This window comes from Acaryochloris sp. CCMEE 5410, assembly GCF_000238775.2.
Classification (GTDB): Bacteria; Cyanobacteriota; Cyanobacteriia; order Thermosynechococcales; family Thermosynechococcaceae; genus Acaryochloris.
In genome coordinates, this window is record NZ_AFEJ02000005.1 from 16,697 (window position 1) to 31,334 (window position 14,638).

The window sequence follows — 14,638 nt, forward strand, 5'->3', positions numbered from 1 at the left end:
CTTTGACTAAACTTTGACTAATAAGCATGATAGAGTGAGGTCATCTGCTATATCATCGCTGGAGAGAGAGGTGGATGCCTAAGAAGATTCGTGAGATCAAGGCTATGCTCAAGGAGGCTGGGTTTATCTCCCGACCGGGCAAAGGCTCTCACAGTAACTGGAAGCATCCTCAATTGCCCCAGGTGATCACGGTTGCCCGCAAAGATGGGGCAGATGCCCCACTCTATTTGGAACGCAAAGTGCAGAAAGCGCTACAGCAATTGGAGGCGTTATCGAATGACTCAGACTAAGTATCGAATGGTGATCGAGTGGTCGGAAGAGGATCAATGCTATGTAGTGTCGTTACCAGAATTTGACCGGGTGATGCAGCCCGTTACTGATGGCCAAACCTATGAAGAGGCTGCTAAACATGGGCAGGAAGCCATAGAATCCTTGATGGAATTCTACGAAGCGGAAGGCTGGACTTTGCCTGCCCCTCAAATGATGCAAATGGTTTAGGACGATGGCCCGTGCGATCGCAGAAAAATGCAGGCGGTGTTCCAAGCTACCCGTGGACCAAGCAAAGTTAAAGGAGTGCTGGGTGGGTCAGCGTTGCCATGTGCGACGTTCCTCGTATAAACACCGCGATCGCTATAACCGAAACAAGAAACGGAAATATCAACTACAGACGGGGAAGCTGATTCCTGAAGTTACGGTGGAAGTCCCCGTCAAACCTGCGGCCATTCGACGGATGTATCGAGCGAGAAGGGATGCCCCCCTTCATGCCATGTCAGCGGAGCTGTGGATAGGTCAAAAGCGGGTTGCGATCGTTGAGCCTGTCCATACACTGGGGTGGACTAACTCTGATGTGACGAAGTACTCAAGGAATATACTCAACCGCTTCTCTGAGCATCTAGACGGAAAAGTACTTCATCAGTTTGATTCACAAGTCGAAGTGGATCCAAGTCAATGCCCGATTCGTCCTTGCCCTTTGTTCCCGTAGGAGGTTGTTCACGATGGCATTGCAACTGGAACTCGATCTGTGGCAGCAGTTAAATCAAGCGGAAGCAGTTCCAGTGGAGAGTAACCTCCAGCAGTTACATGAGCGATTGGACTTAGTGGTATCCCAATTGCCATTAGAGGAGAAATTGGCTACGGCAGGGACTGCTCTTTTGCAGATGGCGGAAATCTTAAGTCGACGAGCGGAGGTCTTTCTTAGGGACTGGCGAGATGCCCATAACGATGATGGCCCCATCCTTGATTTGGATGACGAAATGGGGATGGTTCGGCAATCCATGGTGTTAGACGATGATCTAATTGCTGAACCCGACCCGGTGACTCGGCGAACATTGCCCAAAGAGGAGTGTGAGTCGATCGTTGTGCTCAAGGACAAGGCATCGTTGCTGGGAGAGCTGGAGACTGAGTTAAGGGTTGAGCAACTTGATGAAGTCTTGCAAGTCTTGGAAGAAGAGGATGTTTTGGCATGGGTACATGCCATCTCAACGTACTTACAGGGGACATCTGGGATGGTGCCTATTGCAGAGCTAATGCAGGAGCTACAGTTGTCACTTGTGCCCATCTGGCTAGGAATGCTACTCGGCGGATTCCAGTTTGAGCAACGGGGTGGGTTTTACGACCAGAATGTCTGGATTGAGGCAAAAATCTCTATCAGCAAATCTTGAAGTCAATCATTCTTCGTTTTTTTGTACTTATCATAAGTTCGTTAGCCAGTAACAGACTTGGCATTGTTAAATGCCCAATCATTTAGGAGAATACTTTTAAAATTTGCGACATTCCTTTAGAACCATTATCAAACAGTAGCTTAAAAGCTCTATCCTACTGTTAAGAGTGTTTACTTATTTCAGTAAAACAATTTTAGTGTTCAACTCATTGATTCTGAGGAATAACGATTGTTAATGACTAAAACTACTAAAATTATCAATCTAGTATTCACTAGTCTAATAGTAGGAATCTTACTCGGAATAATTGATTCCTACAATTTGAAGTATTCTAGTCCAAAATTTGCTGTAGCGATTCCAGTCACTGCCGATAGCCCCCGTCAACCAAAGTTAGCTTTGTCTGATTTACCTACTGGTTTTCGAGAAGTTCCAGCTCCAATCAGTTCACTTATCCGTGGGGCAATATCTTCAACCATTAAAGATCATTTTGGTAGCAATGAGACTCAGATCAAAAATTTAGTCACTTATATGAATCTGAATCAATGGACACTCATAATGGGTTTATTACCCCTCTTAATTCTCAAAATGCAGTTCAAAAGTTTGATATAGGGCTAGAACAACCTGATGCATTAGAAAAATATGTTTCGGGCATTAAAAAGAGTAATTACTATTTGGGTTCGGTAAATATTGTAGAAAAAAGAGTTGTTCCTTCCTTATCTCAGAAGGTTGGCCACATTTCTACAGGTATGGCAGTTACTGCAAAGGCGAGAAATATGTCCTTGTTTTCTGAAATGGTTGCATTCCGAAGGAGTAATTTAGGCGCAATGCTAATTGTCGGACGCCTAAATAACAACATCCCTCCCCTGACGACATCTAAGCTAGCTCAGAAATTCGACAATAATCTATTATATTTTCAGTCAAATTTATCCCAGTCAAATTAACGGTAACGGAAAAATCTAACCACCGGAAAAGGATCTGTCCCTTCAAATTATCTGGTGGATATGCGATTAATCGGTTGAAATACTTATGCAGCTTAACATTGTGAACTTAACTATCATATTTTAAGTATTCCAAGGGCATTGCATTTATAGAGTGCAATAAGCTTATAAATTTTTATTTGACTTTAAAATAAATGAGCGGTAAGTGTTTGTGGTGGACGACAATTTTATCGGTAATAAACGGAATGCCAAAGTCTTTCTCAGGGCATTGATTCCTTGGATGGAGTCCCATCACTATCCCTTTATTCTTCTCACAGAAGCCTCACTCAACCTTGCCGAAGATGAGGAACTGATTGAGTTGATGGTAAATGCAGGTTTCACAATGGTATTCATGGGCATCGAAACCCCAGATACTGACAGTCTCGTGGGTATCCACAAGCTAAAGAATACCCGTCTTTCTCTCATTGAGTCTTGTCACAAAATCACTCGTAAAGGCATTCAAATTATGTCGGGCTTCATCATTGGTTTTGATAATGAACGCCCTGGTGCAGGCCAACGTATCGTTGATTTTATTGAGGAAACGGGCATCCCTCAATGTCAGTTTAGTTTGCTGCAAGTGCTGCAAAATACGGCAATGTGGAAACGTCTGCATGAGGAGGGTCGTCTCCGCAGTGGGAGCGTAGATACGTTTCATCAAGGTACAATCATGAACTTCATTCCTACACGACCTGTGGAAGATATCACCGAGGAATATATTGATGCCTTTTGGCAGATTTATGAGCCCATGCCTTACCTCAAACGTACCTTACGCCATATGATGATGATGAATGGGTGGTGCGGCAAAATACGACGTCGGATCACTACCATCGAACTGAGTGTATTTTTTAAATATTTGCTGGTGGCAGGGAATTCTGCGTTCAACCCGCTTCCGCTTTTGGTGGCAGCAAATGACAATAGTTGTCCTAAAGCCCAGGCTCATCTTTGACTACCTGATTGCTTTGGGAGCTGGAGAACATTTCTTCTGCTTTCGGCATGAAGTGAAAGACCAATTAAGACAGCAACTAGCAGCACAGAAAGCGTCCCAACTCAATTCTCATAATGAGGGAGTTTTAGCGACTTCTCTGTGTTAACTAATCGAACCTTGTGGAAAATTTGACGTAGCTAATTGTAGATCAATGGAAGAATTTACTTACTCCAAAATAGGTGATTCGGTGATAGTTAAACCTGGTACGAAAGACCCCGATTTCAGCATTGAGATAGGTGGTTGGCAAGGTCGTGTGTCAGACGCCCCGTTTGATGAAGAAATTATTGGTATCGAATGGGATAGTGAAACTTTAATGAACATGCCTTCATCCTTCATTGCAAAGTGTGAGCAACAAGGGTGGGGATGGGACCAAACTTATCTAGATCCAAAAGACATTGAACCAACCACAGCACGCGATTCTCTAGAGGATGTAGAAAAAGCCTACCAACAAATACAAATCGAACATGCTTGGGACTTTCTGGGACCAGAAGCAAAAGGTGTCAAGCAGGTCCTTGCTGGCATTGATCCTTACGATCAATGGAGTATGTTGAGCAAATGGGAACATCACCTCAGTAATGTTTTAAATTTACCGTTTGAAGCGAAAGTAATAGATTTCCAGGAAGGATGCCCTTCAATGTCAAGAGAAAATCTTACTGTGCAAAATCTCGTTAAGGGCAATGTTAAGCAAGGTCTGCAAGTGATGGCCCATCGTAAAAGTCGTATTTATCAGTTGTCCCTTAGCAATTTAGAAGCCATTGATAGGGCATCATCAAATTACCAATATTTAAGAGAATATGTTGTTTGGTTTACAAATAGGGGGTATTGAAAGGCTGTTCAAATACCAAAATTCAACAGCTCATGTCACTTTGACGTTTGAAAGAGAAATAAATCTGCTAAAAATCTTGGGTGATTTTATGGGTGATAGGTCTTAGTTCTTGAGAACTGGTAACAGTGTTGTCGCCTAGATTGACTTTATCCAATACACCACTCATCACAATTACCAGAATAAAAATAGACCATCCACACACCATATTTTTTGAGGCTTGGGGTAGTTTGGGAGATCGCAATGGTTTGTACTCAAAATTCATTTGTAATATGAGCATTCAAATTTTTTAGCTATATGTAGTATTTTTTATACTTAGATTTTTTTTTGAGCCACTATCAATTTCTTAAGAAAAAATTCTGAATCTCATTTTAATTTTGTACATAAATTAATTAGACTCAAGATTATGCTTATTGATGGTTTATATAGAGGCAATTGAGTTGCAATTGAATGCTCTTTGATGCGAGGTAAACTAATAGAATTTTTATTCGGCAGGCCAATGGCCCATCATTGTTGTCAGAAAAAAGCTAGTGACATTAAGCTAGAAGGCAAGAAGCCGATGACATCCATCGGAGAGAACTCCATTCATGGGCGATTACTCAGCAAACATTGCCCAAGGAGGAGTGTGAGTCGATCGTTGTGCTCAAGGACAAGGCATCGTTGCTGGGAGAGCTGGAGACTGAGTTAAGGGTTGAGCAACCTGATGAAGTCTTGCAAGTCTTGGAAGAAGAGGATGTTTTGGCATGGGTACATGCCATCTCAACGTACTTACAGGGGACATCTGGGATGGTGCCTTTGGTCGAGCTACAGCTATCACTTGTTCCTATCTGGCTAGGAATGCTACTCGGTGGATTTCAGTTTGAGCAGCGGGGTGGGTTTTACGATCAGACTGTCTGGATTGAAACGGATGCCTTGAACAGCCAGTCTTGATGACTTTCACCCTTTTTCGAAGGCCTCTGCAAGAAGCCGTACCTGGATAACTCGGATGAGATGCCAGTGATACACTCAATCAACGAATCAAATACGAATCACGGAGCAGCGGGTGACACAACAGGAGTCCATTGACCATGATGGTCTGTTCAAAGAACTGATCGAGACGTTCTTTTGGGAATTCTTAGATTTGTTTTTACCCCAAGTCTTAGACTATGTGGAGCGTGGACCCGTCACGTTTTTGTATCAGGAAGTCTTCAGCAGTATTGGCGCGGAGGAGAAGCGTATCATTGACTTGCTGGCTCAAGTCCAGTTTCGAGGACAGGACAGCTACTTTCTATTTCACATAGAACCCCAATCGTCAGTTCAAGCGGACTTTGAGAAACGCATGTTCTACTACTTTGCACGATTGCATGAGAAATATGATTTGCCCATTTACCCAGTGGTGATTTTTTCTTATGACAGCCCCCAAAAGGAAGCAGACAATAGCTACAAAGTTGAGTTTCCCGATTTCCAGGTTCTGCAGTTCAATTTTCGAGACATTCAACTGAATCGTTTGAACTGGAGAGATTTTCTGAAACGGGATAATCCTGTGGCGTCGGCATTAATGGCCAAGATGCAGATTGCTAAAGAGGATCGGCCACGAGTCAAAGTGGAGTGTTTGAGGATGCTGGCTACCTTGCAGCTTGATCCAGCTAGAACAGAGTTCATTTCTCAATTTATCGACACGTATCTCCGACTAGAAGCAAACGAGGAGCAACGCTTTCAAATAGAAATTGATACATTAGAATTAGGAGAACGAGAAGCCATCATGCAAACTTTGACTAGCTGGGAAGAAAGGGGTTGGCAAAAAGGAGAGGTGAGTATTGTTCTACGTCAACTTAATCGGAAGTTTAATCAGCTTTCTCCCGAAATGGAAACTCAAATTCAATCCTTAGAGGTTGATCAACTTGAATCACTGAGCGAAGCACTTTTGGAATTCGAGAGCTTAGATGATTTGAATGCTTGGTTGCAAAATTTGGAGAATTCCTAAATTAGCTCTGGGTAACTGGTTATGTTAGGTGTGTGTCGCTATTAACCAAGGCTTCACACAGATCAAGATACAATTTTTTGGTTATCACCTTATTCAATTGAATAGAGATATGACAGCAACAGGAACATCCCCGACATTACTCAGCAGTTTCAATCTTCATAATTTGCCGCTTTCCAATCGGATAGTCATGGCTCCTATGACAAGATCGCGAGCTGGGGAAGAAATGTTGGCGAATGCAATGATGGCTGAATACTACGCTCAACGGGCATCAACAGGCTTGATTGTCACAGAAGGAACCTTTATCTCAGACCAAGCCATCGGTTGGCAGCATGTCCCTGGAATTTACACCCAAGAGCAAACCCAAGCTTGGCAAGTAGTAACTAAAGCTGTTCATGAAAAAGGGGGTAAGATTTTTCTGCAACTTTGGCATTGTGGGCGAGCTTCTCACAGCAGCTTTCATCAGGATCATCAGCTTCCTGTAGCCCCCTCAGCTATCAAACTTGAGGGGGACTCAATTCATACCCCACTAGGCAAGCAGCCCTATGAAACCCCACGTGCTTTAAGTACCGATGAGATTCCACTGGTTGTTGAGGATTATCGACAAGCTGCTATCAATGCCAAAACGGCTGGCTTTGACGGTGTGGAAATTCACAGTGCCAACGGTTATCTGCTCGATAGCTTCCTGCAAAGTAAAACTAATCAACGCCAAGATCGTTACGGTGGAACTTTGGAGAATCGCTATCGATTTCTAAAGGAAGTCGTAGAGGCAATTTCCCAAGTCTGGCCAACTCACCGCATCGGTGTGCGGCTTTCGCCGAATGGCGTCTTTAACGACATGGGGTCACCAGACTATCGTGAAACTTTCTTGTATGTAGCTCAGCAGTTAAATGCCTTTGATCTAGCTTATCTCCACATACTAGACGGTCTGGCCTTTGGATTCCATGAGTTAGGTGAACCCATGCAATTATCAGAATTCAGGTCTGTCTATAACGGAACCATCATTGGCAATTGTGGTTACAGTCAAGAGGATGCAGACGATAGAATTTCGAACGGTAACGCTGACTTAATCGCTTTTGGCCGACCGTTCATCAGCAATCCAGATCTAGTGGAACGTTTCACAAACGGCTGGCCCTTAAACCCACCTGCAGAGCAGAGTATTTGGTATTCATTCGAGAGGGAAGGATACACAGACTTCCCAATCTATTCAGAATCCCAAGCCTAAACCACCTAATTCAGGATTTTCTACAATTGACTGATATCAATCGAGATTCTCTGTTTTTTGTTTATAAAAAAACGACTCAACACCATCAAAGCGCCAGGGAACTGCGATGTTTGACGGGCCTGTGACTTTTGACAATTTCAAACTTAGCGCTCCCAGCCATTAATCATCCTGGTTATTTCCGCGATCTTGAATTCATTCCCTTGTTCTGACTTGTGCCAGAGCTCAAACCGTGCTTCGTATTTGTTGCTCCAATCTCCTTCATAGACCGTTACCTCAGCATTGTATGGAAAGAATGTCTCACCAGAATCCGACCAACCAACATAGCGCGTCGAGCGAGACGTCAGTTGTTCCTCAGATAAGCGTTGTCCGGTTTCTACGTCATAGACCCTTGTGTAGACATATCCGGGAGTGGTTGGGTTAATAGCTCCGTTGAGCAAATATATTCCCGGCTGCATTCCGTCGGAAACCTTGAAGTGTGGGGAATTCGGGCGCTTACCTGGGTAACGCGATTCGACAGGCATTAAACCTGTTGTTTTGATTTCGTCTTGATGTTTCAGAACATCTGTTAATTCAGCGAATACCTCGGCTATTGCATTCTGTGTAAACTTTCGGGCAATCTCAGGTGCTTGGTCATAGATTTCGAGGTATAAGCGATCGCCTTCAATAATGACGTAGGATGTGTTGCCGGGGTTACCTTCATGAGCACCTTCAACAATCACAGCCACATCGTCAGACCCTGCAATTGCTCGCGTTATATTGCCGCGATCCCGTCCTATTCCGTATGGCTCTTCGAAGGCAATTAGCACACGGGTCTGGTGCACGGAATCGTCATCATCGTTGCTATAAAAGCCATTGAGGGTCGTTTTATATTCACCCATGACCTTTTCCCGCCTTACTGCATATTTGATTCCACGTTTCTGACGAATCTCCCATCTGGAGTTACCAGCTAGATACCGAAACAGGATGGATCGGGACTCGGTGTCAAAGCTTGCCATTGGTTCGGCAGAGATATTAATACGCACCTCGTCTGACCGCGACAGATGCCCCCCATAGCTTGAACCGATCAGACTACAAGCAGGAAGCAACGAAATCAACAAAGCGGTGAAGATGGAAATGTTGTGATTCATCTAACTAGCTAAGTTTAAGTAGACCGAAACTTCCCACTATCATGTAATAAAGTGGCAGCTTGTCTACCTCTCAAATCCAAGCCTTTTCTACATTAGCATCACGACATAAAGACTCAGTATTAATGGAAATTCACCGAGTTAGCGTTCATAAGGTCTGGGTTAAGGCAACTTAATAAGTATTATCTTTTTGCTTTTTAATACCTGCCATAGCCAATTGCTAGAAAGACTAAATATCTGTAGATTACAGCTTTTATACGAACAATCGAACTTCTTGAAATTAATAAATCAATATCAAATGGCTAAAACAATTTACATCTATCCCAGACCTAATAAACGCTTACATTTTTTTTCTAGGCTCAAACAGAGAGAGGTATTTTGGAAGAACCACCAAAAGTGACGAGTCGGGTAGAGAGGACTTGACTGACAGCATGATCCAAGAGCCCAACCAAGCGAAAAGAAACAGGTTTCTCGCTCTCTGGAGCCTGATCAGTCCTGGAGATTATCGACCATAAAATCGCTCGTTTTGTGAGAATGGCCAAAAATGATGTGTAACGTATCGGTGTCCTCCTCTAGGATGCCGCAGGGAATATATTTTGGCCCACTCCCCATATCGTGATCACAGGCTTTCGTTGGGGTTCGAGTCTTGCCCCGACGAGAGGACTCCCCTAGTTCAACTGTGGCTTTGCAATCGATGCTCAATCGTTTGACGGTACCGTCATGGTCTTTCAGGTCTTTGTGTTTGAGGTTGGCAAAGATGGCATCGGTTTCCGGCAGTTTTTTTGGGGTTTAGCTTTGAGGACAGGGCGAAGTCGATAGCCTAACCGATTCAAGACGACGGCCATGGTACTCTTTGCCGGTACAGACTTGGGGGGAAATCCTTGCGCTTTCAAGTGGGTGATAGCGGCAGCTGCTGTTAAGCGGGTATAGGCAGTTGAGCTGGAAAAGGTGGGGTCTTGTTGGCAATGAGCTTCTGCAAGCTCCCGTAAGGCGGCTGCGACCTCTGGGTGAAGGTCTTCCCAACGCTTCCTGCCACAGAAACCCGACTGAGCACCTACACAAATCATGCCTGTTCGCTTCTCACCTAAACCTGTTGCCACCGTATTTCGACCCCAGCCAAAGATAATTTCTGTGAGATTGGGGTTCCCGTCACAGTATTTGAGGGCGATGTCTGCCTGGAAAGCCCGGCGGCGGGCTCCTGTCATTTTCGAGGAGGCAAATTTCAGATCTTCAAGTTGATTCCAGGTTAATTGGTCACGCATGCTCAGAGTTAGATTCAATGCATCACTATTACATTCTGTGGTCAGAAGTATGTGAGGTCTTTCCTAGAAATCGCCTTATGTTGGCGAAAACTTACGTAAAAAATTGACAATATCTCAACGTAATCGAATAACCCCCAAACATGTGGTTTTAAACAAAAGTTGAGTCTTGTCCTCTTTTGGTGATCTGAGATGGGAGGTAGGGTAAATAACGACCAAGCTCACCGGACACAGTTAGTCTCTGCAACCTGGGCGACCAATTTAGTATGTTCCGGTACGGCGACTTGTTTTACAGCGCAACTTACGAGAGTGATTCTCGCAACAATGCTAACTTCTCTGGCAACATCCTGTAGTAGATCCATGTTCCTCGTCGCTCCCGCTCCAGCAAACCTACCTTATACATCACCTTGAGATGATGACTCACGGTTGGTTGCGACAGTCCTAATGGCTCTGCTAACTCACACGCACAAACCTCTCCATTTGGCTGCGCTGCAATCAAACTAAGCATTCGCAACCGTGCAGGTTCACCTAAAACGCGAAAAGCAACAGCGAGGTGAGTCGCCTCATCTAGTGTCAGACGACCCGCCAGTAAAGAGGAGCAGCAAGATACAGCAGGTTTAGATAACTTCATGCCTCTTATATTGACATATATCAATATAGCTTGCCAGAATATTGATGGATTTAAATATTGATATTTATCAATACGAGGAGGCTCGAATTATGTCTCGTGTTCAATTGGCTCTCAACGTTAGTAATATCGACTCTGCTGTTGATTTCTACAGCAAGTTATTTGCGACTGAGCCAGCAAAACGTCGTCAAGGCTATGCTAACTTCGCCATCGCTGAACCACCCTTGAAGCTAGTGCTGATTGAAAACCCTGAAGCAGTAGACAAGTTAAATCACCTGGGAATTGAGGTAGAGTCGCCTGAACAGGTTATACACGCCAGCGATCGCCTTCAGCAAACTGACTTATCCGTGACGCCTCAAACCCAATCTACTTGCTGCTACGCTTTGCAAGACAAAGTTTGGGTGAAAGATCCAGACGGTGCTGACTGGGAAGTCTATGCTGTTTTGGAGGATTCTGCAACCTTTGGCATATCTCAGAAAACTGCATCGCCAGTTTGTTGCTCGTAGCTTGCTGATTGTGTGGTTTGGAGCGCATCTTCGCACAAAATTGCTGCCACACAAATAAGCTTCAAACCACTGCCCCGACTAATAACCCAAGCCGGGTCTTGTCCTCTTTGCATATTCTCACTTTCTTCGACACCCCTTTGTAGGGCAACTTCTTTTAATGAAACAGAAAAATGTGTTGTAATTCTGCTTACAAAAACTGTCCTCGTTCTCTTCATCGCAACTACTATTGCCGTTATTCTTGGAAATGGTCAGCGTCTCTACCTCGCTTCGTAATCCATCAAGTCAGGAGATTATTCGCATTTCAGTGTATAACCTACCCCTCGAACCGTATGGATGAGTTCATATCCTAATTGATCGGCTTTGAGCTTATTCCGTAGGCGAGACACATGGACATCAACTACTCGCGAGTCAACGATGCTCCCAGTACTATATCCCCACACTTTCTCTAACAGCTCTTGACGAGAAACTACTGCTCCTGGGGTACTAGCCAATAGTTCTAACAGACTAAATTCCATGTGGGTTAGTATGATACGTTCTTGTCCTCTGAATACCTTCCGCTTGTTGGTGTCAATCCGGAGTGAACCGATGTTTATCACTCCGGTCACTCGATAATTAAAAGGTTTTAGAGAACCCATTCGGCGTATGATGCATCGCACTCGAGATTCTAGTTCCTTAGGTGAAAAGGGCTTGACCATGTAATCATCCGCACCCATTTCTAAGCCGGTAATCCGATCTCTTACCTCAGAAAGTGCCGTCAGCATAATGATCGGAACTCTCGAGGTCTTGCGGATGGCCCGACAGACACCATATCCATCCAGCCTGGGCATCATCACATCCAGAACAATCAAATCAGGGTGTTGACGATCAAAGATTTCTAGTGCTTCTACACCATCAGCAGCAGTGAAGACCTGATAGCCCATCATGGATAGTCTAGTGTCTAAAATTCGTCGAATCGGCCCTTCATCATCAACTACCAAGATAGAATGCTGCTCATTGCTCTGATTATTCATGAATTCAGGCATCTTTGGCTACGCTTTAGTTCAACGTAGCATTTATACCTAAGCAATAATGCTTAAGACGCTTGATAGAAATGATTCTTATGATTGGTCAATTTATGCGAAAGCATGACTCTTGCATCAACTACCCCTAATCCACCCCACTCTCACCTTCACCTCTGGCTTGAATCACCCTAAATTGTTGGGAGGGAATCAATCTTATTGGTTGGTCAGATTCTTAGGCTGGCTGAATGCTACTCCTGGAAACCACTCCTCCCAATGCTGAGGTGCAAGCTCTCGTACTTGCTCCAGTACCTCTTTAGCAGCCAGACTCTTAGCCAATTTTTTCTTCTTCGCCACCCCGCTACCTTCCAGCCGTTCACCCAGAACATCCAGCTCACATTTACAGATAAACCAATCATCTGAGCTGCCCATTTCATACTCTGGATTCTCCCATCTCAATGTCTGGCAAACATCTAACAACATCCCAACAAAATTCTGACCACCACTGAGTGGTTTCATCAAAGCAGTCTGCATCGCTTTGGATAGGGAGGCTGCACTGTTGTTGCTAGGAGCTGAAGCTTTAGACGATAATTGATCCTCTGGTAACGGAGGCTGTACACGCGCTTCTGGAGTGACCAAGCTGTTCTGGAGATAGGCTTCTAACCACATCAAACATGCGTGATGACGAGCGGGTTGTTTGCGGGAATGAGTGGCGGGACGAATCGTCGTTATAGAGTCTCCTGATATGTTCACCTCTAACCAAACATGGAATGGTGGTTTATTCTCCGCTTCCAGATATTTAAATGCTTCCCAGTTCCCTTCTCGATTGGAGGCAATGGTGATCACACTCGCCGCATCATGGATATGGCCAGACAGATACTGAATCACTTGCTGATGTAGCTCAAGTTCTTTGGACTGAAAGAGCAATAGGTAGAGATCCTGTACGGCTAATTGCTCAGCGTCTAACCGGTTCACAAGTTCACTGCGAAGGTGATCAACCCCCTGAGACTCAACCGCATATTTCAGGAGTCGTGTGAATTCTTTCCCAGAGAGATTTGCTAAGTCTTCGGGGGTCTGAAGTTGCTCCTGGTAGACCTTTTGATGGGCTGCTTTGAAGAACTCCGAGGCCTGCTCTTTATGCTCATCCTTGACTTGGGCAATATGCTGTCCCAATTCTGCCAGTTCAGACTGGGTATAGGGTAGGTCTTGCTGCTTGAGGCGGGCTTTGACAATCCGATGGTTGATCAGGTCTGCAACTCTGCGAATCGGACTGGTGAAGTGGCAATAGGCGGGAAGGTTCAGGGCAAAGTGCCCTATCAAGACGGGGCTATACACGGCCCGGTTCATCCAACTGTGCAACCGCTGTCGAATGGCAGCATTAGACCCCAGCGTCAACAACGTCTGGTACATCGTTTCCCGATCTGGGGCAATGGCTCTGGCGGTATGATTCCGATACAGCGCTGGGATATCCTGATCGGCCAGCCATTGAGCGACGGCGAGGTTCGCCAGGATCATAAATTCTTGAATAAGGATATGACTGGGATGAAGTTTGCCTTGGATAAGGCTACCTTCTTCCGTGAGCCACTGACCTTGAGCCGTCTGGGTCGCGCCAATTGAACCGGATGTCAGCCGATTTCGGTATAGATGGGAGGCCCATAGATGGGCCATTTCCAGTGTGTTTTGAAAAGGAGTGGATGATTTAGGCTGAGAAGCTTCGGCATAGGTAAAGCGTTTTTGACTCACCAGCCAGGACTCAAAGAGTTTGACGTCAACCATCTGGGCGTTCGGGTCGAGGGTAACCTGAACGGTAACGGTGGGTCGGGCTTTGCCTTCCAGCAGGCTCAGCTTATCTTCGGACAAGGGTCTGGGCAGCATGGGTGCATTCCCATTGCTGAAATAGCGCGTGACTGTGCGAGAGAGGGCCACTTTGTCCAATATTGAGCCCATCTCCACCAGTTCGGAGACATCAGCAATATGCACAGAGAGGACTGCCCCTGATTCAGTCGCTTCTATCCAGATAGCGTCATCTAGGTCCCGTGAAGTAGGACCATCGATGGTGATGCCTTTGACCTGGGGACGATTCCAGAGTTCATCCGCGAGGACGAGCTGCTTGGCTACTCTGAAAACGTCAGGTGAGAAGCGGGTCTTATTCTTGGGTGTTTCTTCAGGCTTTGCTATAGAAGAGTCTTGTCGGGGAGAAGAAGGCCGCTCTTTTGGAGGTTGCGACTCCTGATTTGTGGGTGGTGGGGGTTTTAGCGTTGTGCGTTGCTGTTGTGAGGCTTTCTGTTTGGCCTGTTTCTGAGATGGCCTGAGTGCGGCTTGCCGTTGATCTATCTTGGATGCTTGGGCCTGGCCTGTGCCTAACTGAGCCTCAAGTTTTGCAATCGTACTTTTGAGTAGCTTGGCAGCAATTGGGTTGCTGCAGTCGTGGAGCTGCGCTCGGAGCTGGTTTAGCTTCTCAGAAGTAGCAGTAGGCATAGGGAGCTAACTGGGAC

Annotated in this window: 15 protein-coding genes and 2 pseudogenes; 11 read left to right on the forward strand and 6 right to left on the reverse strand. The window is 45.2% G+C overall.

Annotation, left to right across the window (positions count from 1 at the left end; genetic code table 11):
* Positions 1 to 74 precede the first annotated feature (74 nt).
* From ON05_RS33295 to ON05_RS33325, 7 genes and pseudogenes are all read left to right on the forward strand, one after another.
* Positions 75 to 290 carry a type II toxin-antitoxin system HicA family toxin gene (locus ON05_RS33295; RefSeq protein WP_010479419.1) on the forward strand — a complete coding sequence of 72 codons (216 nt, stop codon included), beginning with the start codon at positions 75 to 77 and terminating at the stop codon, positions 288 to 290.
* Positions 277 to 498, forward strand: a complete 222-nt coding sequence (locus ON05_RS33300) for a type II toxin-antitoxin system HicB family antitoxin (RefSeq protein ID WP_010479416.1) — start codon at positions 277 to 279, stop codon at positions 496 to 498. The genes ON05_RS33295 and ON05_RS33300 overlap by 14 nt, the downstream gene beginning before the upstream one ends.
* Positions 499 to 502: 4 nt before the next feature.
* Positions 503 to 982 carry a hypothetical protein gene (locus tag ON05_RS33305; RefSeq protein ID WP_010479413.1) on the forward strand — a complete coding sequence of 160 codons (480 nt, stop codon included), beginning with the start codon at positions 503 to 505 and terminating at the stop codon, positions 980 to 982.
* Positions 983 to 995: 13 nt separating this feature from the next.
* Positions 996 to 1,661: a hypothetical protein gene (locus tag ON05_RS33310; protein WP_010479410.1), complete on the forward strand. Its 666-nt coding sequence runs from the start codon at positions 996 to 998 to the stop codon at positions 1,659 to 1,661.
* Between the two features lie 539 nt (positions 1,662 to 2,200).
* Positions 2,201 to 2,599, forward strand: coding sequence for a hypothetical protein (locus ON05_RS33315; RefSeq protein ID WP_010479408.1), 399 nt, complete (start codon positions 2,201 to 2,203; stop codon positions 2,597 to 2,599).
* A 202-nt stretch (positions 2,600 to 2,801) separates the two neighbouring features.
* Positions 2,802 to 3,726, forward strand: a pseudogene (locus tag ON05_RS33320) (B12-binding domain-containing radical SAM protein); the annotation flags it as partial.
* 45 nt (positions 3,727 to 3,771) lie between these two features.
* Entirely contained in the window at positions 3,772 to 4,446 is a 675-nt protein-coding gene (locus ON05_RS33325) for a calcium-binding protein (protein ID WP_010479405.1), read from the forward strand.
* Between the two features lie 67 nt (positions 4,447 to 4,513).
* Here ON05_RS33325 and ON05_RS33330 read toward each other — a convergent pair whose 3' ends face one another.
* The gene (locus tag ON05_RS33330; RefSeq protein ID WP_010479403.1) at positions 4,514 to 4,723 is read right to left on the reverse strand and encodes a hypothetical protein; all 210 of its coding nucleotides are present in this window, start codon (positions 4,721 to 4,723) and stop codon (positions 4,514 to 4,516) included.
* A 359-nt stretch (positions 4,724 to 5,082) separates the two neighbouring features.
* On the opposite strand from ON05_RS33330, the gene ON05_RS33335 reads away from it, so the two are divergent.
* The 3 genes from ON05_RS33335 (at position 5,083) to ON05_RS33345 (ending at position 7,628) form a co-directional block, all read left to right on the forward strand.
* Positions 5,083 to 5,373, forward strand: a complete 291-nt coding sequence (locus ON05_RS33335; RefSeq protein ID WP_010479401.1) for a hypothetical protein — start codon at positions 5,083 to 5,085, stop codon at positions 5,371 to 5,373.
* Positions 5,374 to 5,485: 112 nt separating this feature from the next.
* Positions 5,486 to 6,406, forward strand: a complete 921-nt coding sequence (locus ON05_RS33340) for a DUF4351 domain-containing protein (protein ID WP_010479398.1) — start codon at positions 5,486 to 5,488, stop codon at positions 6,404 to 6,406.
* 109 nt (positions 6,407 to 6,515) lie between these two features.
* Positions 6,516 to 7,628, forward strand: a complete 1,113-nt coding sequence (locus tag ON05_RS33345; RefSeq protein ID WP_029315593.1) for an alkene reductase — start codon at positions 6,516 to 6,518, stop codon at positions 7,626 to 7,628.
* Between the two features lie 143 nt (positions 7,629 to 7,771).
* On the opposite strand, the gene ON05_RS33350 is transcribed toward ON05_RS33345, so the two are convergent.
* From ON05_RS33350 to ON05_RS33365, 3 genes and pseudogenes are all read right to left on the reverse strand, one after another.
* Entirely contained in the window at positions 7,772 to 8,755 is a 984-nt protein-coding gene (locus ON05_RS33350; protein ID WP_039781765.1) for a hypothetical protein, read from the reverse strand.
* 486 nt (positions 8,756 to 9,241) lie between these two features.
* Positions 9,242 to 10,014: pseudogene (locus ON05_RS33360) on the reverse strand (hypothetical protein).
* A 298-nt stretch (positions 10,015 to 10,312) separates the two neighbouring features.
* Entirely contained in the window at positions 10,313 to 10,642 is a 330-nt protein-coding gene (locus tag ON05_RS33365) for a helix-turn-helix transcriptional regulator (RefSeq protein WP_029315591.1), read from the reverse strand.
* An 89-nt stretch (positions 10,643 to 10,731) separates the two neighbouring features.
* On the opposite strand from ON05_RS33365, the gene ON05_RS33370 reads away from it, so the two are divergent.
* Entirely contained in the window at positions 10,732 to 11,145 is a 414-nt protein-coding gene (locus ON05_RS33370) for an ArsI/CadI family heavy metal resistance metalloenzyme (RefSeq protein WP_039781770.1), read from the forward strand.
* Positions 11,146 to 11,435: 290 nt separating this feature from the next.
* On the opposite strand, the gene rpaB is transcribed toward ON05_RS33370, so the two are convergent.
* Entirely contained in the window at positions 11,436 to 12,167 is a 732-nt protein-coding gene (gene rpaB / locus ON05_RS33375; RefSeq protein WP_010479386.1) for a response regulator transcription factor RpaB, read from the reverse strand.
* Between the two features lie 192 nt (positions 12,168 to 12,359).
* On the reverse strand, positions 12,360 to 14,621 hold the full coding sequence (locus ON05_RS33380) for a ribonuclease catalytic domain-containing protein (protein ID WP_010479383.1): 2,262 nt from the start codon (positions 14,619 to 14,621) through the stop codon (positions 12,360 to 12,362).
* Positions 14,622 to 14,638 lie beyond the last annotated feature (17 nt).